At 64.1% G+C, this 24,871-nt stretch carries 24 protein-coding genes; 16 read left to right on the top strand and 8 right to left on the bottom strand.

Annotated elements, in window-relative coordinates:
- The 4 genes from M3P27_02080 to M3P27_02095 all read left to right on the top strand — a co-directional run.
- Nucleotides 1-1,481: glycosyl hydrolase (locus tag M3P27_02080; GenBank protein ID MDP9267098.1), on the top strand; the 1,481-nt coding region annotated here is incomplete at its 5' end.
- Nucleotides 1,478-2,815 (top strand): hypothetical protein, encoded by a 1,338-nt coding sequence (locus tag M3P27_02085; protein ID MDP9267099.1) that lies wholly within the window; start codon nt 1,478-1,480, stop codon nt 2,813-2,815. The genes M3P27_02080 and M3P27_02085, both read left to right, overlap by 4 nt.
- Nucleotides 2,816-2,839: 24 nt before the next feature.
- Nucleotides 2,840-3,091 (top strand): DUF302 domain-containing protein, encoded by a 252-nt coding sequence (locus M3P27_02090; protein MDP9267100.1) that lies wholly within the window; start codon nt 2,840-2,842, stop codon nt 3,089-3,091.
- 5 nt (nt 3,092-3,096) lie between these two features.
- Nucleotides 3,097-3,237: a hypothetical protein gene (locus tag M3P27_02095; GenBank protein ID MDP9267101.1), complete on the top strand. Its 141-nt coding sequence runs from the start codon at nt 3,097-3,099 to the stop codon at nt 3,235-3,237.
- 40 nt (nt 3,238-3,277) lie between these two features.
- Here M3P27_02095 and M3P27_02100 read toward each other — a convergent pair whose 3' ends face one another.
- Entirely contained in the window at nt 3,278-3,496 is a 219-nt protein-coding gene (locus tag M3P27_02100) for a hypothetical protein (protein MDP9267102.1), read from the bottom strand.
- A 100-nt stretch (nt 3,497-3,596) separates the two neighbouring features.
- Here M3P27_02100 and M3P27_02105 point away from each other — a divergent pair, with 100 nt between their 5' ends.
- Nucleotides 3,597-3,776, top strand: a complete 180-nt coding sequence (locus M3P27_02105) for a hypothetical protein (protein ID MDP9267103.1) — start codon at nt 3,597-3,599, stop codon at nt 3,774-3,776.
- A gap of 8 nt (nt 3,777-3,784) precedes the next feature.
- Nucleotides 3,785-5,452 (top strand): FAD-dependent oxidoreductase, encoded by a 1,668-nt coding sequence (locus M3P27_02110; GenBank protein ID MDP9267104.1) that lies wholly within the window; start codon nt 3,785-3,787, stop codon nt 5,450-5,452.
- Between the two features lie 10 nt (nt 5,453-5,462).
- Here M3P27_02110 and M3P27_02115 read toward each other — a convergent pair whose 3' ends face one another.
- Complete coding sequence (locus M3P27_02115; protein ID MDP9267105.1) at nt 5,463-5,729, bottom strand: UBP-type zinc finger domain-containing protein; 267 nt, start codon at nt 5,727-5,729, stop codon at nt 5,463-5,465.
- Here M3P27_02115 and M3P27_02120 point away from each other — a divergent pair.
- From M3P27_02120 to M3P27_02135, 4 genes are all read left to right on the top strand, one after another.
- Complete coding sequence (locus tag M3P27_02120) at nt 5,709-6,659, top strand: DUF5996 family protein (GenBank protein MDP9267106.1); 951 nt, start codon at nt 5,709-5,711, stop codon at nt 6,657-6,659. The two genes, M3P27_02115 and M3P27_02120, sit on opposite strands and share 21 nt — an antisense overlap.
- A gap of 141 nt (nt 6,660-6,800) precedes the next feature.
- A complete protein-coding gene (egtB, locus tag M3P27_02125) occupies nt 6,801-8,123 on the top strand; it encodes an ergothioneine biosynthesis protein EgtB (GenBank protein MDP9267107.1) in 1,323 nt (440 codons plus the stop codon).
- Nucleotides 8,110-9,138, top strand: coding sequence for an L-histidine N(alpha)-methyltransferase (egtD, locus tag M3P27_02130; protein ID MDP9267108.1), 1,029 nt, complete (start codon nt 8,110-8,112; stop codon nt 9,136-9,138). The genes egtB and egtD overlap by 14 nt, the downstream gene beginning before the upstream one ends.
- The gene (locus M3P27_02135) at nt 9,110-9,781 is read left to right on the top strand and encodes a 2OG-Fe(II) oxygenase (GenBank protein MDP9267109.1); all 672 of its coding nucleotides are present in this window, start codon (nt 9,110-9,112) and stop codon (nt 9,779-9,781) included. The genes egtD and M3P27_02135 overlap by 29 nt, the downstream gene beginning before the upstream one ends.
- Before the next feature lie 54 nt (nt 9,782-9,835).
- On the opposite strand, the gene M3P27_02140 is transcribed toward M3P27_02135, so the two are convergent.
- From M3P27_02140 to rpiB, 5 genes are all read right to left on the bottom strand, one after another.
- Complete coding sequence (locus M3P27_02140; GenBank protein MDP9267110.1) at nt 9,836-10,687, bottom strand: HAD family hydrolase; 852 nt, start codon at nt 10,685-10,687, stop codon at nt 9,836-9,838.
- 34 nt (nt 10,688-10,721) lie between these two features.
- Nucleotides 10,722-11,507, bottom strand: coding sequence for a 6-phosphogluconolactonase (gene pgl, locus M3P27_02145; GenBank protein MDP9267111.1), 786 nt, complete (start codon nt 11,505-11,507; stop codon nt 10,722-10,724).
- 18 nt (nt 11,508-11,525) lie between these two features.
- On the bottom strand, nt 11,526-13,100 hold the full coding sequence (gene zwf, locus M3P27_02150) for a glucose-6-phosphate dehydrogenase (GenBank protein ID MDP9267112.1): 1,575 nt from the start codon (nt 13,098-13,100) through the stop codon (nt 11,526-11,528).
- Nucleotides 13,097-14,575, bottom strand: a complete 1,479-nt coding sequence (gndA, locus tag M3P27_02155; protein MDP9267113.1) for an NADP-dependent phosphogluconate dehydrogenase — start codon at nt 14,573-14,575, stop codon at nt 13,097-13,099. The genes zwf and gndA overlap by 4 nt, the downstream gene beginning before the upstream one ends.
- A gap of 72 nt (nt 14,576-14,647) precedes the next feature.
- Nucleotides 14,648-15,097 carry a ribose 5-phosphate isomerase B gene (gene rpiB / locus M3P27_02160; GenBank protein MDP9267114.1) on the bottom strand — a complete coding sequence of 150 codons (450 nt, stop codon included), beginning with the start codon at nt 15,095-15,097 and terminating at the stop codon, nt 14,648-14,650.
- A gap of 258 nt (nt 15,098-15,355) precedes the next feature.
- On the opposite strand from rpiB, the gene M3P27_02165 reads away from it, so the two are divergent.
- The 6 genes from M3P27_02165 to M3P27_02190 all read left to right on the top strand — a co-directional run bounded on the left by M3P27_02165 (nt 15,356) and on the right by M3P27_02190 (nt 23,602).
- Nucleotides 15,356-16,330, top strand: a complete 975-nt coding sequence (locus M3P27_02165) for an alpha/beta hydrolase (GenBank protein ID MDP9267115.1) — start codon at nt 15,356-15,358, stop codon at nt 16,328-16,330.
- A gap of 145 nt (nt 16,331-16,475) precedes the next feature.
- Nucleotides 16,476-17,651 (top strand): pyridoxal phosphate-dependent aminotransferase, encoded by a 1,176-nt coding sequence (locus tag M3P27_02170; protein MDP9267116.1) that lies wholly within the window; start codon nt 16,476-16,478, stop codon nt 17,649-17,651.
- A gap of 174 nt (nt 17,652-17,825) precedes the next feature.
- Nucleotides 17,826-20,942, top strand: coding sequence for an FHA domain-containing protein (locus tag M3P27_02175; GenBank protein MDP9267117.1), 3,117 nt, complete (start codon nt 17,826-17,828; stop codon nt 20,940-20,942).
- A 49-nt stretch (nt 20,943-20,991) separates the two neighbouring features.
- Nucleotides 20,992-22,059 carry an FHA domain-containing protein gene (locus tag M3P27_02180; protein MDP9267118.1) on the top strand — a complete coding sequence of 356 codons (1,068 nt, stop codon included), beginning with the start codon at nt 20,992-20,994 and terminating at the stop codon, nt 22,057-22,059.
- Nucleotides 22,060-22,114: 55 nt separating this feature from the next.
- Entirely contained in the window at nt 22,115-22,954 is an 840-nt protein-coding gene (locus M3P27_02185; protein ID MDP9267119.1) for a M48 family metalloprotease, read from the top strand.
- Nucleotides 22,955-23,602 (top strand): DUF4230 domain-containing protein, encoded by a 648-nt coding sequence (locus M3P27_02190; protein ID MDP9267120.1) that lies wholly within the window; start codon nt 22,955-22,957, stop codon nt 23,600-23,602. It begins immediately after the preceding gene.
- 38 nt (nt 23,603-23,640) lie between these two features.
- Here the strand turns inward: M3P27_02190 and M3P27_02195 are convergent, their stop codons facing one another.
- Nucleotides 23,641-24,741: a HEAT repeat domain-containing protein gene (locus M3P27_02195; protein MDP9267121.1), complete on the bottom strand. Its 1,101-nt coding sequence runs from the start codon at nt 24,739-24,741 to the stop codon at nt 23,641-23,643.
- Nucleotides 24,742-24,871: the final 130 nt, after the last annotated feature.

A 24,871-nucleotide genomic window follows, 5' to 3' on the forward strand; every position in this document is an offset into this window, starting at 1 on the left:
CGACCGAGAGCATCGTGATCGATGCCGCCGCGCCGGCCACCCCGTTCCCGCACTATTGGGAAAGGATGTTCGGTTCCGGGCGCGCCGTGCTCACACTACGCTCAAGCTATCGCCAGGACCTGCATGAGGTGAAGGGGATCACCGGCTTCGAGTATGTCCGCTTCCACGACATCCTCGACGACGACATGGGCGTTTACAGCGAAGATGCCGGCGGCAAGCCCGTCTACAACTTCTCTTATGTGGACCAGGTCTACGATGGCCTGCTGCAAGCCGGAGTGAAACCGTTCGTCGAGTTGAGCTTCACGCCGCGGAAACTCTCCGTCGATCCACCCACGCTGCATCCATTCTGGTATCGCCCCATCGTGTCGCCGCCGCGAGACTATGCGCGGTGGGGAGAGCTCGTCTATCAATTCACCCGGCACCTGGTCGAGCGCTACGGTGTGGACGAAGTCGCGCAGTGGTACTTCGAGGTTTGGAACGAGCCCAACATCGATTTCTGGGCGGGTGATCCGAAAGAGTCGACGTACTACCAGCTCTATGAACACGCCGCACACGCCATCAAGCGCGTGAGTCCGCGCTTGCGCGTGGGGGGCCCGGCCACGGCGCAGGCCGCCTGGGTCGACCGCTTCATCCGCCACTGCGTGGAGAACAAAGTCCCATTCGACTTCGTTTCCACGCACGTTTACGGGAACGATCTGTCGCGGGACGTCTTCGGGACAGACGAGAACATCCCACGCGACCAGATGGTGTGTCGCGCGGTGCGCAAGGTGCACGACCAGGTGAAAGCTTCGTCGCGGCCGGACGTGCCCCTCATCTGGAGCGAATACAACGCCAGCTACAAGAATGAGGTGGAGGTCACCGACTCCACGTACATGGCGCCGTGGCTAGCCGACACCATCCGGCAATGCGATGGCCTGGTCGACATGCTCTCGTACTGGACATTCTCCGATGTGTTTGACGAACAAGGCGTGGTGCCGCGGCCTTTCTACGGCGGCTTCGGACTGGTTGCGACGGGCGGTGTGCCCAAGCCGGCCTACAACGCGTTCGCCTTGCTGCATCGGCTGGGCTCGAAGCGGATCGCGGTGGCGAACGACTCGGCGCTCGTCACTCTCCGCGACAACGGTGGGCTGGTCATCGCGCTGTGGAACCTGGCGCCGCCCGGAGAATCGCGCCCCGCCAAGCAGTTCAAGCTCAAGATCACCGGGCTCAAGGGCAAGCGGAGGATCGTGATGCACCAGATCGACGATCAGCATGGCTCGTTCTGGCCGGCCTACAAGCGCCTCGGCGAGCCACGCTACCCGACGGCGGAGCAATACCGCGAACTGCGCAAAGCCGCCGCGATGTCGCCCGCACCGGCGCGCGATTGGGACGGTGGGGTGCTGGATCTCACCCTGCCGGCGCATGCGCTGGCGTTGGTTGAGATCGAGGCCGCTGTTTCACGTCCGTCTCCCGCCGCCGCGAGGCATACTAGAGACGAATGAACCGTGAGGGACCCAACACCGGCATGACTCGGCGCAGGTTGCTGGGCTTGCTGAGCGGGGCGGCTGCCGGATTTCCATTGCTGGGCGCCACTATGTTCGCCTGTGGCGACGGAGCCGGCAACCGCAACCCTGGTCCGCCTGCTCCTAACGTCAGCGACGAGCAGCTCCTCGACGAGATCGAGCGCGCCGCCTTCCAATTCTTCTGGACCGAGGCCTCTTCCGTCACCGGGATGGTCAAGGACCGCGCCCTGGCCAACGGCGGAGATACGCGAACGCTGAGCAGCATCGCCGCCACCGGGTTCGGGCTGACGGCGCTTTGCATCGGAGCCCAGCGTGGCTATGCCGCCGCCGCCGCCATCAAAGCGCGCGTGCTGGCGACGCTCCAGGCGCTGCTCAACCAGGTACCACAGCAGAATGGGTGGTTCTATCACTTCCTCGACATGAATACCGGGCAGCGTTCCGGAACCTCAGAGGTCTCGCCCATCGACAGCTCCATCCTGCTCTGCGGCGTGCTCACCGCGCGGCAGTTCTATGCGCAGGATCCGCAGATCGCCGGATTGGCCACGCAGATCTACAACCGCGTGGATTTCCCCTGGATGCTCAACGGCGGGAACGCCTACGCGCTGGCGTGGACGCCGGAGAACGGATTCATGCCGCAGCGCTGGGACACTTACTCCGAGATGATGATGCTGTATCTTCTGGGCATCGGTTCGCCCACGCACCCTGCCCCGGTCCAGACCTGGGATGCTTTCACCCGCCCGACGTTCACCTTCCAGAACATCACATACATCACCAATACCAGCGCGCCGCTTTTTATTCATCAGTACTCACACGCATGGTTCGACTTCCGCAACCAGCGCGACGCCTACGCGAACTACTTCCAGAACTCGATGCTGGCGACCCAGGCGCACAAGGCGTTCTGCCTGTCGCTGAGCGGAGAATTCTCCGGCTACGTCACCAACCTGTGGGGCATCAGCGCGTCCGATTCGAAGAATGGCTATGTGGTCTGGGGTGGGCCGCCACGCATCGGCCCCGTCGATGGGACGGTGGTGCCATGCGCAGCTGCGGGCAGCGTGCCTTTTCTCACCAGCGATTGCCTGGCTGTGCTGCGCAACATCCGTTTCAACTTCACCGCGCAGGCGTGGCGGAAGTACGGCTTCGTCGACGCGTTCAATCCGCTGGCTGACTGGAGTGCTCCAGACGTCATCGGCATCGACCTGGGGATCACGATGCTGATGGCGGAAAACGCCCGTACCGGCTTTGTCTGGCAGACTTTCATGGCCAACCCGGAAGTCCGAGCGGCGATGGCGGCGGTCAACTTTCAGCCTGCTTGAATGTGATAGCAACCAGGAGCACCTATGGCGCCGAATCCGGGCAATGGCATCGTCAACCAGAGAAGCAAGCACTCGGTAGGCGAGACGTTGGAGAAGCTCAACCGCACCTTACAAGCGAAGGGAATAACCGTCTTTGCGATGGTTGACCATTCCGGCGAGGCGCAAAAAGTGGGGCTGAAGATGCGGCCGACCAAGCTCGTCATCTTTGGCAGCCCCAAAAGCTGGGACACCTGTCATGCTCGCCGCTCCCCAGCGTCGCCCTCGACCTACCGCTGAAGATATTGATCTGGGAAGACAGCGAAAGCAGGGTTTGGGTCTCCTACAACAGCCCGGCATACCTGCAGGAGCGGCACCGCTTGCCCCAGGAGCTGCTGCAAAACATCTCCGCCGTCGAAGCCGTGGCCGCCGCTGCGGCCGGGTGATCCCGAGCCGGGTCGCCCGTGTGGCAGACGGGTTCCGATGCTAGACTGCGCGGATGGCGAAGCGAAGAAAAACCGCTAAGCGGAGCACTGCGAAGCCGAGGAAGACAATGTCCAAAAAGAAACCGAAGTTGAAGCCAAGACCCAAGAAGTCGAAGCCCAAGAAGTCGTCGAAGAAGAACACAAAGCAAAGAAAGGCAGCGCGAAAAGGGAAGGTGGCCGTCAAGCGGACCACCCGCGCCAGGGCGACCAGCGCGCGCAAGAGAACGGTTGGACGTAGCACCGAGACCGGAGGTGCGGCGGCCTTCTCGCCCGGGTCGCGGAGAGCGGGCTCCGGACGACTATCCGGCGATCTGCAGGGATTGTCGAATGTCGCCGGTGCGGATTCCGAGAGCGTCGACGAGTTGCTCGAAGAAGGCAACGCGTTCGAGGCCGACGCAGTGGCGGGCGTTGAAGCCGCCGATGACGCGGACGAGAAGGAAGTCCGTACTCATGAGGTGCCGGAAGACGACGTTCCCCGCGAGTACCTGGACGACGAATAGGAGAAAGAATGTCTACCCGGCCCACGGCCAACGTACGCGACCCAGATCGGCTTTTTCCTAAGCTCACGCTGGCGCAGATCGGCCGCATCGCCGCGCATGGCCGCGTACGCGCGACGCGAACCGGCGAGATCCTGGCCGAGCAGGGAGATAAGGACGCTTCATTCTTCGTGGTAAAGGACGGGGCGGTAGAGATCGTGCGCCCCTCCGGCCCCACCGAGACACTCATCACCGTGCTCGGTCCGAGCCAGTTCACGGGCGAGGTGTACATGATCTCCGGGCGCCCTACGGTCGCGCGCCTGCGCGTCACGGAGCCCGGCGAGGTGATCGAGCTCAAGCGCGAGGAGGTGCTGGCGTTGATCCAGGCCGATGCCGAGCTCAGCCAGATTCTCTTGAGCGCATTCATCCTGCGACGGGTCGAGTTGATCGCTCAGGGACTGGGCGACGTAGTGCTCGTAGGCTCGAACCACTCCGCCGGCACGCTGCGGATCAAGGAGTTCCTGACCCGGAACCAACATCCCTACGCCTATGTCGATCTCGAACGCGATAGCGACGTAGAGACCCTGCTCGACCGCTTTCATATCAGTCCCGCAGACGTGCCCGTGGTGATCTGCCGTGGCGACCTCGTGCTGCGGAATCCCACCAACCAGCAGCTCGCCGACTGTCTCGGATTCAACGACTCCATCGACGCCACACACGTTCGCGATCTCGTGGTCATCGGCGCTGGTCCCTCTGGATTGGCCGCAGCTGTCTATGGCGCGTCCGAGGGGCTGGATGTCCTGGTGTTAGAAGCGACCTCGCCCGGCGGCCAGGCCGGTTCCAGCTCGCGCATCGAGAATTACCTGGGATTTCCCACCGGCATCAGCGGTCAGGATCTCGCCGGACGCGCTTACATCCAGGCGCAGAAGTTCAGCGCTGAAATACTGATCGCCCGGAGCGCAGACCGCCTGACCTGCGACCGCAGACCGTATATCGTCGAGATGAACGGCGGCGGCCGGGTGCCGGCGCGCGCCGTCGTCATCGCGAGCGGAGCGCAATATCGCAAGCTGCCTCTGGATAACCTCACGCAGTTCGAAGGTGTAGGCGTCTACTACGCCGCGATGACCGTCGAAGAACAGTTGTGCGTGGGAGAAGAAGTGATCGTCGTGGGCGGCGGGAACTCCGCCGGTCAAGCTGCGGTGTTCCTCGCACAGACCACCAGCCGCGTCAACCTCCTCGTCCGGAGGAGCGGCTTGGAAGATACCATGTCGCGCTACCTGATCCGGCGCATCGAAGAGACTCCGAACATCGTCTTGTGGCCTAACACCGAGATCGTGAAGCTGGAAGGTGGCGAACATCTCGAGCGCGTGGTGTGGCGGAACAATCGGACGGGCGCGGAAGAGACGCACGACATCCGCCACGTCTTCCTGATGACCGGCGCCGTTCCCAATACCGCGTGGCTGCATGACTGTGTTGCGCAGGATGCGAAAGGGTTCATCAAGACCGGGCCGGATCTCTCCGCGGACGACCTGGCGGCGCGACACTGGACGCCGACCCGCCCGCCGAATCTGCTCGAGACCACCCTGCCGGGAGTGTTCGCGGTCGGCGACGTCCGCGCCGGCAACGTCAAACGCGTGGCATCAGCGGTGGGCGAGTGGTCGATCGCGATCTCATTCGTGCATCGCTTCCTGCGCGAATAGCGGCGACGCTTCAGTATTCGGCCATCTCGTCGTCGGGGTAGCAGTAGAGCCAGCGCTCACCGATCTGCGCCGATGCGACCACGGGATGTCCGGTGGCGTGGGCATGCTTGCTGGCATGCTTGTTGGGCGAGGAATCGCAGCACCGCGTCACACCGCACTGCTGGCAGGTGCGCAGGTGCACCCACGTAGAGTGGATCTTCACGCACTCCTCGCACTCGCGCTTCTTCGGCTGCTTGACCTTATCGATCGCGGCGAGATGGGCGCATGCGCCAGCCATCCGACGAGCGTATCATATCCATCGGTGAGCGACGGAACCTGGCCCGAACTGCCGTACGACGCATGGAAAGACACCTACGCCACGCTCCATATGTGGACGCAGGTCGTCGGCAAAGTCGCGCTCGCGCAGGCGCCACCGCTGAACCAATCCTGGGGCGTTGCCATGCAGGTCACGCCCCGCGGCCTGGCAACGCGCACCTTGCCCTACGGCAAGCGGACCTTCACCATCGAGTTCGACTTCCTCGCGCACGAACTCGTCATCCGGACCTCCGACGGCGACCTCCGCAAGCTGCCGCTCGCGCCCCGCACCGTCGCCGACTTCTACCGCGAGGTCATGGACACGCTGCGGGCGATGGCTCTGCCAGTGAAGATTTGGCCCATGGCGGTCGAGATCCCCGATCCCATCCGTCTCGATCAGGACACGGTGCACCGTTCCTACGATGCCGAGTACGCGCAGCGCTGCTGGCGCATCCTGGTGCAGAGCGAGCGCGTGCTGAGCGCGGCGCGCTGCGACTTCATCGGCAAGGCCAGCCCGGTCCACTTCTTCTGGGGCAGCTTCGATCTCGCGGTCACGCGCTTTTCCGGCCGGTCAGCGCCGCCGCGTGATGGTCCCGCGTTCATGCGCGAGGCGTATTCGCAGGAGGTGATCAGCCATGGTTGGTGGCCGGGCAGTGGGGCGGTGCTCGAACCCTCGTTCTACGCCTACGCCGTGCCGGAGCCGCAGGGACTGAAGGAAGCTCCGGTCGCGCCGCCGGAAGCCTACTACCACCGCGAGTTGGGCGAGTTCATCCTGCCCTACGACGCGGTGCGCGTAGCCGAAGACCCGGAGGCCGCGCTCCGCTCCTTCGTCAACAGCACTTATTCTCAGGCCGCGACCCTCGCCGGCTGGGACCGTGCCCGCCTCGAGCGGCCCGCCCCCTCGGCACGCTAGTCCTTGCTATGGAACGGCGCGGTCGAAAAAACCGAGCCTATCCCCATCCTTGCCGCATCTGTACTCACTGCGGTGCAAGACGCGATGCGGCGTATATACTTCTGCGCCTGATTCCGGAGATCGCCTGATTCGGAGATCGTAATGAGCGCTACGCGCACAGCCCTGCCCCAGTCGGACCCGGGTATGCAGTCGAAGCCGTCGATGCCGTCGCAGTATCGCGCGGCCCGCGCGACTACGCTCCAGCTCGCACAGCCGCTCTCCGCCGAAGATCAGATGGTGCAGTCCAGCACCGAGACCAGCCCTACGAAGTGGCATCTGGCGCACACCACCTGGTTCTTCGAGACCTTTCTTCTGCTGCCTTGCGCGCCCGGCTACCGTGCCTTCGACGAGCGCTTCGCCTATCTTTTCAATTCGTATTACAAGCAGCTTGACGGACATCCGCCGCGCACCGTTCGCGGTGCCTTCTCGCGCCCCACGCTGGCGGAGGTGGAGGACTATCGCCACCACGTCGACCAAGCGATGGAGAAGTTCCTCGCGCACGCTTCGCCGGAGCAGCTCGAACTCGCCGAGCTGGGCGTGCATCACGAGCAGCAGCATCAGGAGCTGATCGTCACCGACATCAAGCATGCCTTCTGGATGAACCCGCTTCGGCCGGCCTACCGCGAGCGCTCGGATGCGGTGGCAGCGGTCGCGCCGCCGTTGCGCTGGGTCGATTTCTCCGCCGGCGACCACGAGATCGGCGCATCCCCTTCCGGCTTCGCCTTCGACAATGAAGGTCCGCGGCATCGTGTGCATCTGCCCGCGTTCCGCCTCGCCTCTCGCCTCGTCACCAACGCGGAATACCTCGAGTTCATCACCGACGGCGGCTACTCACGTCCCGAACTTTGGCTCTCCGATGGATGGGACCACATCCGCGCCGCAGGCTGGCGCGCGCCGCTCTACTGGGAAAAGCCCTACGGAGAGGCGCGCGCGGAGGATGGGCGCAAGCTCATGGAAGCCTGGCAAGTCTTCACCAGTGCCGGCATGAGCGCGCTCGATCCCAGCGAGCCTGTCTGCCATGTGAGCTACTACGAAGCCGATGCCTACGCACGCTGGGCCAGTGCCCGGCTGCCAAGGGAAGAGGAATGGGAGATCGCTGCTGCCTCCCGGCAAGCGGTAGAAGGAAACTTCCTCGAGAGTGGCCGCCTTCACGTCGCTGCGGCGAAGGGCGGCGGCGGACTGCTACAGATGTTTGGTGACGCGTGGGAGTGGACCGCCAGCCCTTACGTCGCTTATCCCGGATATCGTCCGCCCACCGGCGTGCTGGGCGAGTACAACGGCAAGTTCATGTGCAACCAGCTGGTGCTGCGCGGCGGCTCGTGTGCTACTCCGCAGAGCCACATCCGCGCCTCGTATCGCAACTTCTTCCCGCCGCAGGCGCGCTGGCAATTCATGGGGATCCGAGTCGCCGATGATCGCGACTAATCTTCACACCATCTCGCCGATCGCCCGCGATGTTTATGAGGGGCTCACCAGTGTGCCCCGGCGGCTGCCGGCAAAGTTGTTCTATGATGCGGCCGGCTCGGCTTTGTTCGAAGAGATCACGCGCTTACCGGAGTACTACCTCACCCGCACCGAAGCCGCCATCCTGCAAACGAACGCCGCCGAGATCTGCAGCCTGGCGGGAAAACAGTCGGCGGGAAAGAACGTCACCGTGATCGAGCTCGCCGCCGGTTCCGGGGAGAAGACCAAGCTGTTGCTGGCCCCACTGCTGCGACAGCAGCTCGGGGTGACCTATGCTCCGGTCGACGTTTCCCAAGCCGCTCTGGTCGCGGCGCGCCAGACCGTCACGCGGTCCCTGCCCGGCGTCCACGTACAGCCGGTGATGAGCGACCTTGAGGATCTCGCCTTTCTGGACAGCTACCACAGCCCACGGCTCATCCTCTTCATCGGCTCCACCATCGGGAACCTTGAAGACGATGAGGCCATCGCCCTTCTGCGCCGCATCGCCGTCCGCTTGCAACCGGATGACCGGCTGCTGCTGGGCACTGACCTGGCAAAAGACACCGCCGTGTTGCTTCCCGCCTACGACGACGCCCAGGGCGTGACCGCGCGCTTCAATCGTAACCTGCTCACGCGCATCAATCGCGAGTTAGGCGGCGACTTCGATCCGGAGGCTTTCGCACACATCGCGCGCTGGAACGCGGAACGGTCGCGGATCGAGATGCACCTGGGCTCGCAAGCGCGGCAAACCGTTTACATCCGCGATCTCGGACTGACCCTCGAGTTCGCCAACGGCGACCGCATCCACACCGAGAATAGTTATAAGTACACGTTGCCACGCGTGCTCGCGCTCTTGGCGCAAGCGGGGTTCGAGCTCCAGCGCACCTGGTTCGACAGAGACGCGTTCGACAAAGCAGCGTCCGACAAAGAAGCGTCTGACAAAGAAGCGTCTGGCGAACAAGCCTGGTATGCCGTTCATCTCGCCCACATCCGCTAGTCTTGCCCTGCCGGTCTCGCCTGAGCGCTTGGACGAGCTGCGGCAGCAGTTCACCCAGAATGCCTATGTCATCTGCAGCCGCGCGCTTTCTGCGGAGCGGGCGGGGGCGCTGCGCCAGCGGGCGCTCGACATCGTCCAACGGCATGCGCGCCCTATCGAGCAGCGATCGGGAGAGCACGTGCTGCGCTATCGCGTGGTGACCGGCGAAGTGGTCCGTACGGAGTGGCCGGAGCTGTTCGCGATGTACCGATCGGCGGAGCTGCGCGAGTGGGTGGCCGCGATCGCGGGCCTGCCCACGGTCTTCAATTCCTCCCATCTGCAGTCGGCGCTCAACATCAACGCGTTGGGCGAGCCAGGTGAGATCTACCGCTGGCATCATGACGCCGCCGGCCTCACGTTGTTGCTGTACCTCTCCGATAGCCGCAAGCAAGACGGCGGCGCACTGGAGATGCGCGCCTCCGGGGCAGTGGAGACGATGCTTCCCACCGCCGGCACGGTCGTGCTGATGGATGGGACACGCTGCCTGCATCGCGTCTCCCCGATCGTGCGCCGCCACCAGCGCATCAGCGTCCCCATGGTCTTCACTCCGGACCCAGACCATGAGCGCCCCGCCGGGCTGGACGACTACTTGTATCGGGCCTAGGTCGTCTCTATCGGGTCGTCGTCGGTTTTCGCCCGGCGATCGCGTCTCGCGTCTTCAGTGAGCCGAGTGCAGCGGATTGTCGGGGATTGCGGAGCGGTCGCCCACGTCGCCAAAGATGAAAGCGTCTATCGCCTTACTGAACCCTTCCTCTTCATTCGAGCTCGTCACGAATCGTGCCTGCTGTTGCACTTCGGCGCTGGCGTTCCCCATGGCGATGCTGAGTCCGCTCTTCTCGAACATGAGCACGTCGTTGGGACCGTCCCCGATGGTGGCGATCTGCGCCGGCGGGATGGACAACGCCTCGGACAATGCCGTGACCACGTGACCCTTGTTGGCGTCAGGATGAGTGACGTCAAGATAATACGGTTGCGAACGCGTAGCCGAGGCGTTGTTGCCGCACTCGTGTAGCACGGCGGTCTCACATGCGGCCACCGTAGCGTAGTCATCGCTTACTCCTACGATCTTGGCGACGCGATCCAGGCGCCCAAACTCAGACACGACCTTAGGCGCGAACTTCACTGTCCACTCCTCATGCGCAACGTGCGGAGCATCGGTGCTGCGCACCAGCCAGTCCTGGTCGGTGTAGACCCAGGCATCAAGACCGCGGCGGACGATGGTTTCAATGATCCGGCTGGCGGTATCGGCGGGTACGAAGCTCTGCGCAATGACAGAAAGGTCAGGATGAACAAACATCCCACCATTGAAAGCCGCAATGGCTTCGCTGAGCGCGAGCGGGCCGATCAACATCCGCATGCCCAGCGGCGGCCGGCCGCTGGTGATGGTGAAAGCGATGCCCGAGTCCCGAAGACGCTTGACGGCCGCGATGGAGCGTGGCGTCAGCACCTTGCTCTTTGTGACCAGGGTGCCATCCACATCAGCGATCACCAGCCGGATGTTGCTCGCCATGAATGCCTTTCTCGAGCGAGAGAAAAATGCGGCCTTATCGTGGAAGCTCGGCGGCGGCGGCCTCGTCCACCAGCCAGAGCAACTTGCCTTCCGGAGCGATGAGCTGTGCCGGCAAGCGCTCAGGGTCACGCGGGCCGAGCAGCACGTCACGCAGCACCTGCGCTTTCTCCGCGCCCGCGATCATGAACGCCACCGTCTGCCCACGATTCAGCAAAGCTGCGCTCATGCTGATGCGCCATGCTTTGAGTTCGGCCACCAGATCGGCCAGCACCAGGCGTGATGTCTCCCGCAACGCCGGTGAGTGCGGAAACAGCGAGGCGGTATGGCCGTTCGTGCCCAGCCCGAGATAGATAAGATCGAATCGCGGAACCGAATCCGGCTCCCCAAAAGCCTGTCGAATGGTCTTTTCGTAAGCGCCAGCGGCGGCTTGCGGCGGGCTGATCTCTGTCATCACCCGGTGAATGCTCGCCGCGGGAAGCGGAACGTGCCGCAACAGCGCCTCCGCCGTCATGCGGTAGTTGCTCTCCGGATCGTCAGGGGCGACGTAGCGCTCGTCGCCCCAGAAAACGTCGACGTGGTCCCAATCGATGCGGCGGCTGAACCCGGCGGCGGCCAGCAGTTCGTAGACCCGGCGCGGCGTTGATCCACCGGAGAGCGCGACCCGGAAGCGGCCGCGCGCTGCGCTCGACTCCGCCGCGGCGTCGACGAACAGCTCTGCCGCGGCGCCGGCGAGCTGCTTCGCATCCCCGTACACACGGAGCTCGCCGGGATAGCCGCCGGTGTTCTTGGTCTCCATGGTCTCCTCTGGAACGCTTGCCATGACCCAGACTCGCAATGACTAAGCCTTGACGTAGGCCGCGCCGCCGCGCGCGGGCGCGACCGCATGCCAGCCGCGCAGCTCCCTGCGGATCAGCTCATTGGCTGCTTCGGGACCGTCGCTGCCGGCCGCGTAGTTCGGGAATCCGGGTGGCGGCAGTTGCGCCCATGCCTCTTCGATCGGCGTGATGATGCTCCATTCCGCCTCGATCTCGTCGCCGCGCGTGAAGAGCGTGGCATCGCCGCGCATGGCATCGAGCAGCAGAGTCTCGTAAGCATCGGGCGCGCTCCCATCGAAAGCCGTGCGATAAGAAAAGTTCGCCTCGACCGGCACGACCTGCATGTGGCTGCCCGGCTTCTTGGCGCCGAACTGCAGCACGATGCCCTCGTCCGGCTGGATGCCGATCACCACCATGTTCGATTCGATCTGCTCGGCGGGAGTGCGCGAGAACAGCGCTTGCGGCGTGCGCTTGAAGTGCACACGCACTTCGGTCCACTGCCGCGCTAAGCGCTTCCCGGTGCGCACATAAAAGGGAACGCCCGCCCACCGCCAGTTATCGACGTGAAACTCGATGGCCACGAAGGTCTCGGTGGACGAACTCGGGTTGACCCCGGGCTCGCTCCGATACCCGGGGACAGCGTGGCCGGCGATCTCGCCGGGCCCATACTGGCCGCGAACGGTCCGCCGCATCACTTCCTCACGGGTCATGGGATGGATGGAGCGAAACACCTGCACTTTTTGCTCGCGTATGGCATCCGCATCGAATGCGATCGGCGGCTCCATCGCCGTGATGGCAAGCAGTTGCAGCAGGTGATTGGCGACCATGTCGCGCAGCGCGCCAGTCTCTTCGTAGAAGGCAGCGCGGTTTTCCACGCCCACCGCCTCCGCCGCCGTGATCTCGACATAATCGATGTAGTTGCGGTTCCACACCGGTTCGAACAACGAGTTAGCAAAACGAAAGACCAGCATGTTCTGCACCGTCTCTTTGCCCAGGTAGTGGTCGATGCGATAGACGTCGCGCTCGGGGAAGATGCGTGCCACGGTAGCGTTGAGTTCACGCGCGGTGCAGAGATCGCGGCCGAAAGGTTTTTCCAACACGATGCGCGACCAGCCGTTGGGATCGCGGTTCAGCCCCGCAGCACCCAGGCCCTCGAGGACCCGATGGGCGACCGAAGCTGGCGTCGACACGTAGAAAAGATGATTGCCACTGCCGCCCGCGCTGCGCATCTCCTCCAGCTTGGCGCGCAAGCGGGGATAAAAGTCCGCATCGCTCGAATCGCCTGGCAGATAAAACAGCCGCTTCTCGAAGTCGGCCCACCGCGCTTCGCTGAAGTCGCGCGTTTCCTTGGACGTTGCGGCGGCTTCGCGCATCTTGGCGCGGAACTCCTCTGTCGTCATCGGCGTACGCCCGGTCCCGAGTACCTCGAAATGAGGATGCATGCAGCCGATGCAGGCCAGGTCATAGAGCGCTGGGATCAACTTGCGGCGCGTCAGGTCACCGGACGCGCCAAAGATGACCAGCACGCAGGAGTCACCTTGCGGCGGCGGCGGCGAAGCAGTGCGGTCAACGCAGGTGGCTTCCACGGTCGCGCTCATCGCGTCCCTCCAGACTTCTTCCCGCCGGACTGCTTGGCGATCAAGGCTTGCCAATCGGTGTGCACCGGCGCGCCCGACGGATCATCCGCGCGCTGATAGGTGTGCGCGCCGAAGAAGTCGCGCTGCGCCTGGGTAAGGTTCTGCGGCAAGTTCGCGGAGGTGTAACTGTCAAAGTAGGCGAGCGAAGCCGTCATCGCGGGCAGCGGGATGCCGAGCGCTACCGCCGCGGTCACCACGCGGCGCCAGCCCGCCTCGGCAGCCGTGATCATGCGCTGGAATTCGCGGTCGAGCAGCAGGTTGGGCAGATCCGCACGGCGCTCGAAGGCATGCAGGATGTCGTCCAGCAAACGCGCGCGGATGATGCATCCCGCCTTCCAGATGCGCGCCATCTCGCGCAAATCGATGCCCCAGCGATATTCCTGCGAGCCCGCGCGCATCAGGCTCATGCCCTGGGCATACGAGCAGATCTTGGCCGCGCCGAGCGCGTCGCGCACCGAATCGATCAGCTCCTGCCGGTCTCCCTGGTAACGTGGCGATGGACGGCCGTACTGGCTGCTCGCGGCGACTCGCTCCTCTTTCATGCTGGAGAGGATGCGCGCATCGAGCGCCGCCGCGATGGTGGGGATGGGCACGCCGAGATCGAGCGCGACCTGCACCGTCCATTTGCCGGTGCCTTTCTGTCCTGCGCGATCGAGTACGCTGTCGACCAGCGCCTTGCCTGTCTTCGAGTCGTTCACCGTCAAGATCTGCGCCGTGATGTCGATCAGGTACGACTCCAGCGGCCCCCGGTTCCAGCCGGAGAATATCTCCGCCAGTTCTGCCGCTTCCAGGCCCAGGCTTTTGCGCAGCAGGTCGTACACTTCCGCGATCAGCTGCATGTCGCCATACTCGATGCCGTTGTGCACCATCTTGACGAAGTGCCCGGCGCCATCCGGCCCCACATAGGTCACGCACGGGCCGGAATCGCTCTTGGCAGCGATCGCTTCCAGCACCGGCCGCATGTGCTCATAGGCTTCCCGGTCGCCGCCCGGCATGAGCGATGGACCGTGCCGCGCACCCTCTTCGCCTCCGGACACACCCATGCCAAAGAAATTCAGGTGCCGCGCGCGCATCTCGTTCTCCCGCCGCTGCGTGTCCTTGAAGAACGAGTTGCCGCCATCGATCACGATGTCGCCCGCGGCAAGCAGCGGCGCCAGCTTGCCCAGCATCTCGTCCACTGCTTCGCCGGCCTTGATCATCATCAGCACGCGCCGCGGCCGCGCCAACGACTGCACGAAGTCCTGCAGGGTCTTGGTGCCGATGATCTGGCGTGCCCCGTTGGCGGCGACGAAGCGATCCACCCACTCAGTCTCCAGATTCCACACCGCCACGCTCTGGCCGTGATCCTCGATGTTGAGCGCCAGGTTCTGCCCCATCACGCCGAGGCCGATCACGCCGAAGTCCGCCGTCTTCACGGCTGTTGGATTGGTGGCCATACGAGTTCCCCTTATCCCGCTCTCTGTGCCGTCATCGGCGAGGACTGCTGCGGTGCGGTCAGATCCTTCATTCTAAGATCGTTGCTCCAGCGCCATCACTTTTGCTATCCGCCGGCGATGGCGCTCTTCGCCGCTGAAGCGCGCGGCTACGAAGGCGCGCACCAGGTCGAGCATCAGCTCCGGCCCGATCACGCGTGCGCCGAGGCAGAGCACATTCATGTCGTCGTGTTCTACGCCCTGATGTGCGGAGTAGGTATCGTGGCACATGCCCGCCCGGATGCCGGGGAGCTTGTTGGCCGCGACCGAGACGCCTACGCCACTGCCGCAGATCAGGATCCCGCGCTCGCATCCGCCGCTAGTCACTTCCTCAGCGACCGCGATGGCGTAGTCGGGATAGTCGTCCGGTCGCGAGCCATCATGCGTACCCAGATCAACGACTTCGTGACCGAGCTTTCTTAGCTCAGCGATCGCGATCTCATTCAGCGGAACGCCAGCATGATCCGCGCCCACGGCAATGCGCACGATTACCTCCTTGGCAGACCCTTGCGGATCCGAGATCTCGTCTCGCCCATTACGGGCGCGCTACGAACCTTGTTTCGATTCATGGCGTCCGGGAAAGACTCGCAATGATTCGCCCGTGATTCTAGTGCCACCTTTCCGATCTTGCGCCTCAGAATGTTGCAAAAACGCGCGCTGGACATACAATGGCGGCGTTTTCGCACCAACGCGGCCCGCTCGAGCGCCCCCGCGTGAAGGGACGCCCTTCGAAGGAGCAAGGCAATGAAACCACAAGACTCGACCACGAGTGCGCTGCCCTCCCGCAGAAACGTTCTTCTCGGTGGCGCGGTGGCGATCGCCGCTACCGCGCTGCAGCCCGAGTCTGTGGCCGCCGCTCAGACCTCGTCGCCGGCGCACGCGCAGCCAATGCCCACCGGGTCGACCATCACCACCCGCGACGGCACGCAGATCTACTACAAGGACTGGGGCAAAGGACAACCGATCGTCTTCAGTCATGGCTGGCCGCTGAGCGCGGACGACTGGGACGCGCAGATGTTCTTCTTCGGCCAGCATGGCTATCGCGTCATCGCCCATGACCGGCGAGGGCACGGCCGTTCCACCCAGACTTGGGACGGCAACGAGATGAACACGTACGCCGACGATCTCGCGGCGCTCACCGAAAAGCTTGACCTGAAGAACGCGATCCATGTGGGTCACTCCACCGGCGGCGGAGAGGTCGCCCGTTACATCGGACGGCACGGCACCAAGCGTGTCGCCAAGGCCGTGCTCATCAGCGCCGTGCCACCGCTGATGCTGAAGACGGCGGCGAATCCCGGCGGCTTGCCTATCTCTGTGTTTGACGGCCTGCGCGCGGCGATGGTGGCGAATCGCGCGGAGTTTTACCGGGACATCACGCTCCCGTTCTACGGATACAACCGGCCCGGCGCCAAGATCTCGGAAGGCGTCCGGCAGCATTGGTGGCTGCAGGGCATGGTGGGCGGCTTCAAGCCGCACTATGACTGCATCCAGGCTTTCTCGGAGACGGACTTCACCGAAGATCTCAAGAACTTCGACGTGCCCACGCTGATCATGCACGGCGACGACGACCAGATCGTGCCCATTGGGGCCGCGGCGATGCTTTCGTCCAAGTTGGTCAAGGGCGCCACGCTCAAGGTATATCCCGGGTTTCCGCACGGGATGCCCACCACCAATGCGGACCAGATCAATGCCGATCTGCTCGCGTTCCTCAAGCCGTAGGACCAGGGAGTGAACCGCTTTCGACAGCGTCTTCGGGGATAGGAGGGCCGAGGTACAGCTCTGGTTGTGCCGCGACGCGCGACCTCTCGCGTCCTGCCGGGACAACCCCGCAGTTACAATTAGGTTGCACCCCAGAGGCACACCCATGACCGCGCTCAGCAAACTCGCCGCCTCCATCCTGCAGTCCGAGATCCGCATCATGTCGGTGGAGTGTGCCAAGGTCGGCGGCATCAACCTGGCGCAAGGCGTGTGCGATACCGAGCTGCCGGCGCCGGTGCGCGCGGGAGCGATTGCCGCGATCGAGAGTGGACTGAACTCCTACACCCGGCTTGATGGCATCGGCGAGCTGCGTCAAGCCATCGCCACCAAGCTTCGCTGCGACAATGGCATCAGCGTAGACGCGGAGAGGGAAGTCGTGGTCACCGTCGGGTCCACCGGCGCGTTCTACTCCAGTTGCGTCGCGCTGCTCGATCCCGGCGACGAGGTCATCGTCTTTGAGCCCTACTACGGATATCACGTGAACACGCTGGCGCTCGTCCAGGCGAAGCCAGCGTATGTGAAGCTGGCGCCGCCCGGCTGGACCTTCTCACGCGTCGACCTCGAGCGCGTCATCACGCCGAAGACGCGCGCCATCGTCGTCAATACTCCCGCGAATCCGACCGGCAAGGTGTTCACGCGCGAGGAACTGGGATGGATCGCCGAGCTCGCGGTCAAGCACGACCTCTTCGTTTTTACCGACGAGATCTACGAATACTTTCTTTATGACGGGCGCGAGCACATCTCGCCCGCCACGCTTCCCGGCATGGCCGAACGCACCGTCACCATCTCCGGATTCTCGAAGACCTTCAGCATCACCGGATGGCGCATCGGGTACGCCGCCTGCTCGGCGCGCTGGGCGCCCGCCATCGGATACTTCCACGATCTCGCTTACGTCTGCGCGCCCGCGCCGCTGCAAGCCGGAGTCGCCGCCGGCTTGCGCGAGCTGAAGCCGGACTTCTACGCCGTACTGGGCGTGGAATATGCCGCCAAGCGCAAGCTCATCTGCGATACGCTCACCGCCATCGGACTCACACCCTTCGTTCCGCAGGGCGCCTACTACGTCCTCGCCGATGCCTCCTTGCTCCCTGGAAACGGCTCGAAAGAGAAAGCGATGCACCTGCTGCACTCCGCCGGCGTGGCCAGCGTGCCGGGAAAATCGTTTTATTCCGATGGTGGCGGCGAACAGATGCTGCGCTTCTGTTTCGCCAAGACCGACGCCGACCTGGCGGAAGCCTGCCGCCGCCTGGAAGACGCCCATGTCCGCACCGCGGTCGGCCGCTAGGTCCCTCGTGTGGCCGCCGGCAGCGAGCCGGCAGCTTCGTCTATCGCGCCGCGCGGTGGCTCTCGGCGGCGCCAGCGGCCGTCCGGCCTGCCGCTCGTCCAGTCTTGTCTAAGCCTCGGAAATCGAATAGTATGCCGTCACTTTCCCCCGAAAGACTTTCTTACGGACTCCTGAATGGTAGCCACGGTCACGTGTCGGTTTTGTGGACGGGTCAACTACGAAACGCAGACGAACTGTGCTCTATGCGGCAAGCGCCTGGCCGAGTCCGACACCAATACTCCTCCCATCGGCAGCATCAGCGATGACTCGCACGCCAACACGGCCGATGACTCGCGCCATTGGCTGATCGGCAGCGCCGGCGAGCAGAGTGGCAAGCGGGTTGAAGTCCCCAAAGATGGCGCGACCATCGGCCGCCATCCCACGCAGAACAAGATCGTCATCAACGACCCTGAAGTCTCGCGCATCCACGCGCGCCTCGCCGTCGAGGGCGACCGCCTCACGCTCGAAGACTCTTCCGCCAACGGCACCTACGTGAACGATCGCCGCATCGAGCGCGTGACCCTGCGCGATGGTGACGAAGTGCGCTTCGGACTCTCCGAGAACAACACGTTTACCTATCAATTGGAGAGCTTTGCCGTGGCGCGCGCGAAGGTGCTACAGGCAGGCTCGGCTTCCGCCGCGGCCGCTGCGGCCATGCCGGCGCCGGCGCCAGGACCAGGATCCGGACCAAAGAGCGGCACGCAAGTCGCCATGGTCAAGCCGCTGCGTTCTGCCGTCACCGTGCGGCTGGGCGCAGAAGACGCTACCCTGATCACGCGCGGCTCGTTGCAACTCGTGCTCGACCAGTACGCCGTCGAGAACATCCCCATCACCACGAATCGGATGAAGCTCGGCCGCGCGCCTGCCGCCACCGATCGCGTGCAGATCGATCATCCCACCGTCTCCGACAATCACGCCGAGATCACCGCCAGCGCGGTAGGGGCCACGCTGCGCGACCTCGCTTCCAGCAACGGCACCTACGTCAACGGACAGCGCATCACCGAGCGCCTGCTTCACGATGGTGACCTCATCCAGCTGGGCGATTGCGATTCCAAGCTGCTGCTCTATCGCCATCCCAAGCGCCGCGTCATGGTGTTGCGCGACCTCGAGCTGAAGAAGCCGGTCATGACGATGGGCCGCGACGCCTCGAACGACATCAGGCTCGATCATCCCACCGTCTCGCGCAGTCATGCCGAGATCCGCCGCGTGGGCTCTGGCTTTGAGATCGTGGACAAGGGTTCCGACAACGGCACCTTCGTCAATGGGATGAAGATCAAGCGCCAGGCGCTGAACCCGCGCGACAAGATCACGCTCGGCGCCGTGCATCTCGTCTTCGACGGCTCGCAGCTCGAGCAGCAGTCGGATGGCACGCGCGTCCGCCTGGTCGCCAGCCATCTCACGCGCACCGTCACTGACCAGCACACGCACCGGCCGCTGGTGTTGCTCGATGACATCTCGCTCGCCATCGAGCCGCGCGAGTTCGTGGGACTCCTCGGCCCCGTGGGCTCGGGGAAATCCACGCTCATGTACGCGCTCAACGGCTTCCAGCCCGCCGACAACGGTCGCGTCCTGATGAACAACTGGAGCCTGTACGACGACTTCGAGGCGCTGCGCTCCATCATCGGATATGTGCCGCAAGACGACATCGTGCACAAGACGCTGACCGTGCGTGAGTGTCTCTACTACGCCGGGCGGCTGCGCTTGCCCGACGACACCGACGAGGACGAGATCCGCAAGCGCCTCGCCGAGGTGGTCGAGATGCTCGACCTCAACGAACGGCTCGATGTTGCCGTCGGCGAGCTCAGTGGCGGACAGCGCAAGCGCGTCAGCGTTGCCATCGAATTGCTCTCCAAGCCCAGCATGCTGTTCCTCGATGAGCCCACCGCCGGACAAGATCCGCGCACCGAGATGCGCATGATGCAGCTCTTCCGGCAGATCGCGAATCGCGGCTCCACCGTCGTTATCACCACGCACTTGCTGGGTTCGTTCAGCCTGCTCGACAAGATCGCCGTGCTCGTCCGCGGCAAACTCGCCTATTACGGACCCGGACTCGAGATGCTGCACTACTTCCAGACGCAGCGTCCGCACGAGGTCTACGACAAGCTGCGCGAGCGCGAGCCCGAGCACTGGGCCAAGAAATATCGTGAGACCGATCTCTATCGTGACTTCGTCACCCATGGCGCGGGCGAGGAGAAAAAGAGTGGGCGTGCGCAAGGGAGCTCGCGTCCGGTGCGCTCCGAGCCGCACTCGCCCGCGCGGCAGCTCGCGACCCTGGTCGCGCGCCAGTTCGTGAGCCGGCTGAAAGATTGGAAGAATGTGGCCGGCATGCTGGTGCCCACCCTGGCCATCGCGCTGCTCACCGGCCTGCTCAGCTCCGGGCCCAACGAACCCAAAACGCTGCTCATGGTCGTGTTCGCCGGCATGTGGTTCGGATGTTCCGCGTCGGTGCGCGAGATCATCGACGAGCTTTCCATCTACCGCCGCGAGCGGCAGCGCGGCCTCTCGCTGTGGAGTTACCTGGGCTCGAAGCTGCTCTACTTCGGCGTCATCGCGCTGGTGCAGAGCGCGCTGTTCGTCACCGTGCTCAGCCTGATGGACGCGCAATCCAACCACTACTTCGGCGCGCTGTTGATCATGTGGGCCATGACCATGCAGGGTGTGCTCATCGGCTTGCTCATCTCCGCGCTCGCGCGCAATGCCGATTGGGCCCTGTCTATCTTCCCGCTCGCGCTCATCCCGCAGTTGCTGCTGGCCGGGCTGCTGGTCCCGGTGCAGCAACGCCATCCTTTTAATATCGTGAAAGTCGGCGAGACGCCCACCTGCACCGACCGCGTCGCGCTCAACGGCTTCTGTCGCGAGAACGCGCCCCGCTGGACGCTCGCGCGCGAGATGCCTGCCGTGCTCAGCTATGCCGCCTCGCCTTTCATGGCCGCGCGCTGGGGCCTGGAAGCGCTCAGCGATCTGTACGTGCACGACTACACCGAAGACGTTCGCAATCTCGACAAGTACGGCTACAGTTTTGCCGACCTCGGCGCCGTCTCCGTCACCTTCCATGAGGACGATGAGACCCGCATCCGCGATGATGTGGACGCACTCCTGGCCGGCCGCATCACTCCGCAGCAGTTTGCCGATCGCGGACGCTCTCCCGAGTGGATCCCCTACGCTTGCGTGCTCAGCGGCTTTGCTTTCACCATGTTGTTCCTTACCATGGCTGCACTCAAACGCAAGGACTACGAGATGACCAGGCTGTGACCCGCCGCAACCAGGACGAAGCAGTGAGTACGAGATTGAGTACGAGATTATGACTGTCGATATCGAGATGCTGCGCGATGGCACCCGCTGGACGCTCGACCAGCGCGAAGTCACTCTCGGTCGCGATCCGGATTCCGATGTCCGGCTCACTGCCGACGAGTTCCTCATGGTCTCGCGGCGGCATGCCATCGTGCGCACCGTGGGCGAGGGCGACGTTTGGCTCGAAGATCAGAACAGTTTCAATGGCACGCTGCTCAACGGACGTCGCATCTCCAACGAGCGCCTCAACTCCGGCGACCTCATCCGCCTGGGTGACGACGGTCCAGAATTCCGCGTGACCTTCGGCACCGGCGTGATGCTGCGTCCGGGGACGAACCCTGACCTGCGCGGCGCCACCGCCGCCGGCTCGAACACTCCGCCGCTCGGCAGTTATAGCGCGCCCACCGCCTTCAGTGCCGGAGCCGCGCGCACGCCGCCGCCCACGCAATATGGCGGTGGTGGCGTCGGCTCAAGCGGGACGGGCGCCACGAAAGAACCGCCGCCCACCAGTTACGGCGGCCGCCCGGGTACCGGCGGTTTTGCCACCACTTCCCGCACCCCTGCGCCTCCCCAGATTCCCACGCATGAAGTCCCCACCCATATGGCGGGGACCAGTGGCGGTTTGCAGGCCCCGGCCCTGAGCGCTTCCGCGCAGATGCCGGCCGCTACCTATGACGAACTTTCTCCTGGAGAAGAAGCCATGTTGGAAAGCAAGATCGCTATGACGCGCAACCTGCTCCTGCTCGTGATCCTCCTCTGCATCGCCTTGGGCGCGGTGGTGATCATTCAAGGACAGGAGATCAGGAAGACGCGCGAGACTCTCAACGCCATGCAGCGGCAGGCGGAGAACGCCGTCGGCCAGTTCATGCCGCAGCTCAACAACCGCCTCAACCGCTTTGACTCGCGTCTCGACGACTTCCAAGGCAAGATGGACCAGATGGACGCGAACATGAAGCGCGCCGAAGATCGCTTCGTCGTCCGCATGAATACCGAGATGCCGAAGATCATGGATCGTTACGTCCAGATGAAGGCCAACGAGATCCAGCGCAGCACCAAGGGACAAGTCCAGATCCGCTAGTCCCCAGCCTATGATCCGGCCCGTAGCAAACGCTAACGCCCGTTGGGAGGATGTTATGAGATCACGCATCGTGGCCATCTTCCTGCTCCTCTGCCTCTTCGCCGGCCCCTTGCCGGCGAAGGAACCGGGGGTCGGTCCCGCCCTCTATAACGTCCTTTCCGATGACGACGAAGCCGCCTTCGGCCGCGCTGCCGCCGCGCGACTCGCCCGGGAGATGCCCATGCTCGATGACCCTGTCATCGACGCATACCTCGGCGCAGTGGGTGGCGACCTGGCAAAGCATTCCTGGCGTAACAACATCACCTATCACTTCCGTGTGATCGACTCGCCGCAGATCAACTCCTTCGCCCTTCCCGGCGGATACATCTACGTCACCCGCGGTTTGCTCGATTTCCTGCAGAGTGAGAGCGAACTCTCCGGCGTGCTCGCGCACGAGATCTCCCACATCGTCGCCCACCACGGCTCCGACGAACTTTCGCGACAGCTCATCGCCGCCAAACTTGCGACGCAGGGCGCCCGTCTCGTCGGCGTGAGCGATGACTCCGCGCTCAAGATGCTGAATACGGTCGGCGGCCCGGTCGTGGCGTTCGTCCAGCACCCGCTCAACCAGGCGCAGGAGCTCGAGGCTGATCGCCTCGGCGTCTATAACATGTACCGCGCCGGCTGGGATCCTCACGGCTACCAGCGTGCCCTCGAGCGCTACCGTGATTCGGGGAACAGCGGCGGTCTCCTCAGCGCGTTGCTCGCCAATCATCCGCCCGTGCTGGTGCGCATCGAGGCGGTCAAACTCGAGATCGTAGACGTGGGCAACACCAACAACCTGCTCAACGACAGCATCTTCTTTCAAGCCGCGAAGGCGCGCATGCTCCTGCTGCCGCCGCCGAAAGGGAAGTAAGTGTCCGACTATCGTCCTCCTCAACGCGGTGGCGGCAGCGTCTTCGCCGGCATCTTGCTGGGCGCGTTCCTCGCGGTCGCCGGCCTCGGCATCGCGGCGTGGCTTTACACCGGCTCGCGCCTCATGGACTTCCTGCGCTCGCCGCTCGCCGCCATGCGCACGCGCATCGACGTTTCACAGCCCACCGTGGTGCAGCAGATCCAGAGACTCCAGCGCCTCGAGACCGTCCGCTTCAACATGGAGAAGATCGTTTCCGGCGAGCGCGAGCTGGAATACCTGCCCAAGTGGCTTATCGGCGACCGGCTGCTGCTGGTGGTGGAAGGCGAGGCGGTGGCAGGCGTTGACCTTGGCAAGCTCCGGCCGGAAGACGTCACCGTCACCGGACGCAGCGTCTCCGTCACCCTGCCCAGGGCGGAGCTGTTCTCCATCCGCATCGACAACGAACGCACGCGCGTCTACTCGCGCGAGACCGGATTATTCAGCGCGCTCGATCCGCAGCTCGAGACGGACGTCCGCCGCGAGGCCGAACGCCAGTTGCGCGAATCTGCCATGCAGGCGAAGATCCTCGACCACGCCAACGAGAACGCGCGCGCCACGCTTACGTCGTTCCTCCGCGGCCTCGGCTTCGAGCAGGTCGAGGTCCGCTAGAACAACGTTCACTAGAACAAGCCACGCAAACCCCGCCGCTACTGCTTCAAAATGCTCTCGATGTAATCGAGAGCGCGCGCGTCGCCAGACTGTCCCAGCCAGAACAGCGCTTCCTTGCGCACTGCCGGATTCTTGTGCGTCTTCGCCACGTTGATGAGCAGCGGCACGCCCTCGTCGTGGTCCATCTGGCTCAGCGCGAACACCGCTTTCCGCTTCACGTCGGTGTCAGGGTCGTTCTCGATCGCGTCGCTGATCACGCTTCCGATCTTGCGGCCCGCTTCCTGTCCCAGCCAGAACAGCGCTTGTGACCTCACCTCGCTGTCGCTGTCCTGCCGCGCCATCCGGATCAGCTCCGGTTGCGCCTCCGGCACGTCGCTCTGCGAGATCGCGAACGTCGCCTCCTCGCGGAACTTTGGGTCGTTGTCCTTGCGCACCGTGTCGCGCAGGATCTCGAAGCCATGCTGTCCGCGCGCGTTACCCAGCCAGAAGGCCGCCTGCTGGCGCAGCTTCCGCGGTTGCTGCGGCGCGATGAAGCGCTGCAGCACGGCGTCTGCCCCCGCATCTTTGTGATAGGCGATAGCGGTCAGCGCGGTGTCCGCGAGGTGGCGGTCGGCACGGTCCTCACCTTCGAAGCGCGCGGCAAAGTTCGTGAGCCAGGCCAGGCTCTCTGCCGGCTTCGCTTCGCCCAGCCAGTAAAGTGTGAGCCCGCCCAGATCGAGGCCGCAATCCGCGCTCGCCGGCCTTATCTTCTGTACTTGGCCGCCACCTACCCGCACCAGGACAAAGAAGCTGTCCGCCAACGGCGCATGGCAGTCGTTGAGCCGGTCGGCGATCATGTTATCGCCGCTGCCTGACTCCAGCCGGCACCCGCCACAGCACTGCGCGTTGCCGCGGAATTCGCTGCGCGCATTGAAGCAGCACATGTGGTGCTCGCCGTTGCTCACGGGGACGGCATACGCCACCCACGCCGCTTGCCCGCTCGCCGCGATCCGCTTGATGGTATCCCCGAGCGTGCCGGCCGCCGTCTGCGTGACCACCTTGCCGTTGACCGTCTGTGGCATCACGCTGCTCTGCGAAGCGTTCTGGGCGCCGGCGATCGCGCCCGTTAGCAGTACTGCGATCAGGATCATGTTCTTCATGGCGGCTCTCACTTGTTCAGGATCTCGATCATGTAATCTCTGGCCCGGCGCGAATCCATCACCGAGAGCTTCTCGATGATGGTGCGCTTCATCTGCGGGTCGGTCTCCTTGCGCGCCAGCTCGATCAGCT

The sequence above is a fragment of the Acidobacteriota bacterium genome, assembly GCA_030774055.1.
Classification (GTDB): Bacteria; Acidobacteriota; Terriglobia; order Terriglobales; family Acidobacteriaceae; genus JACPNR01.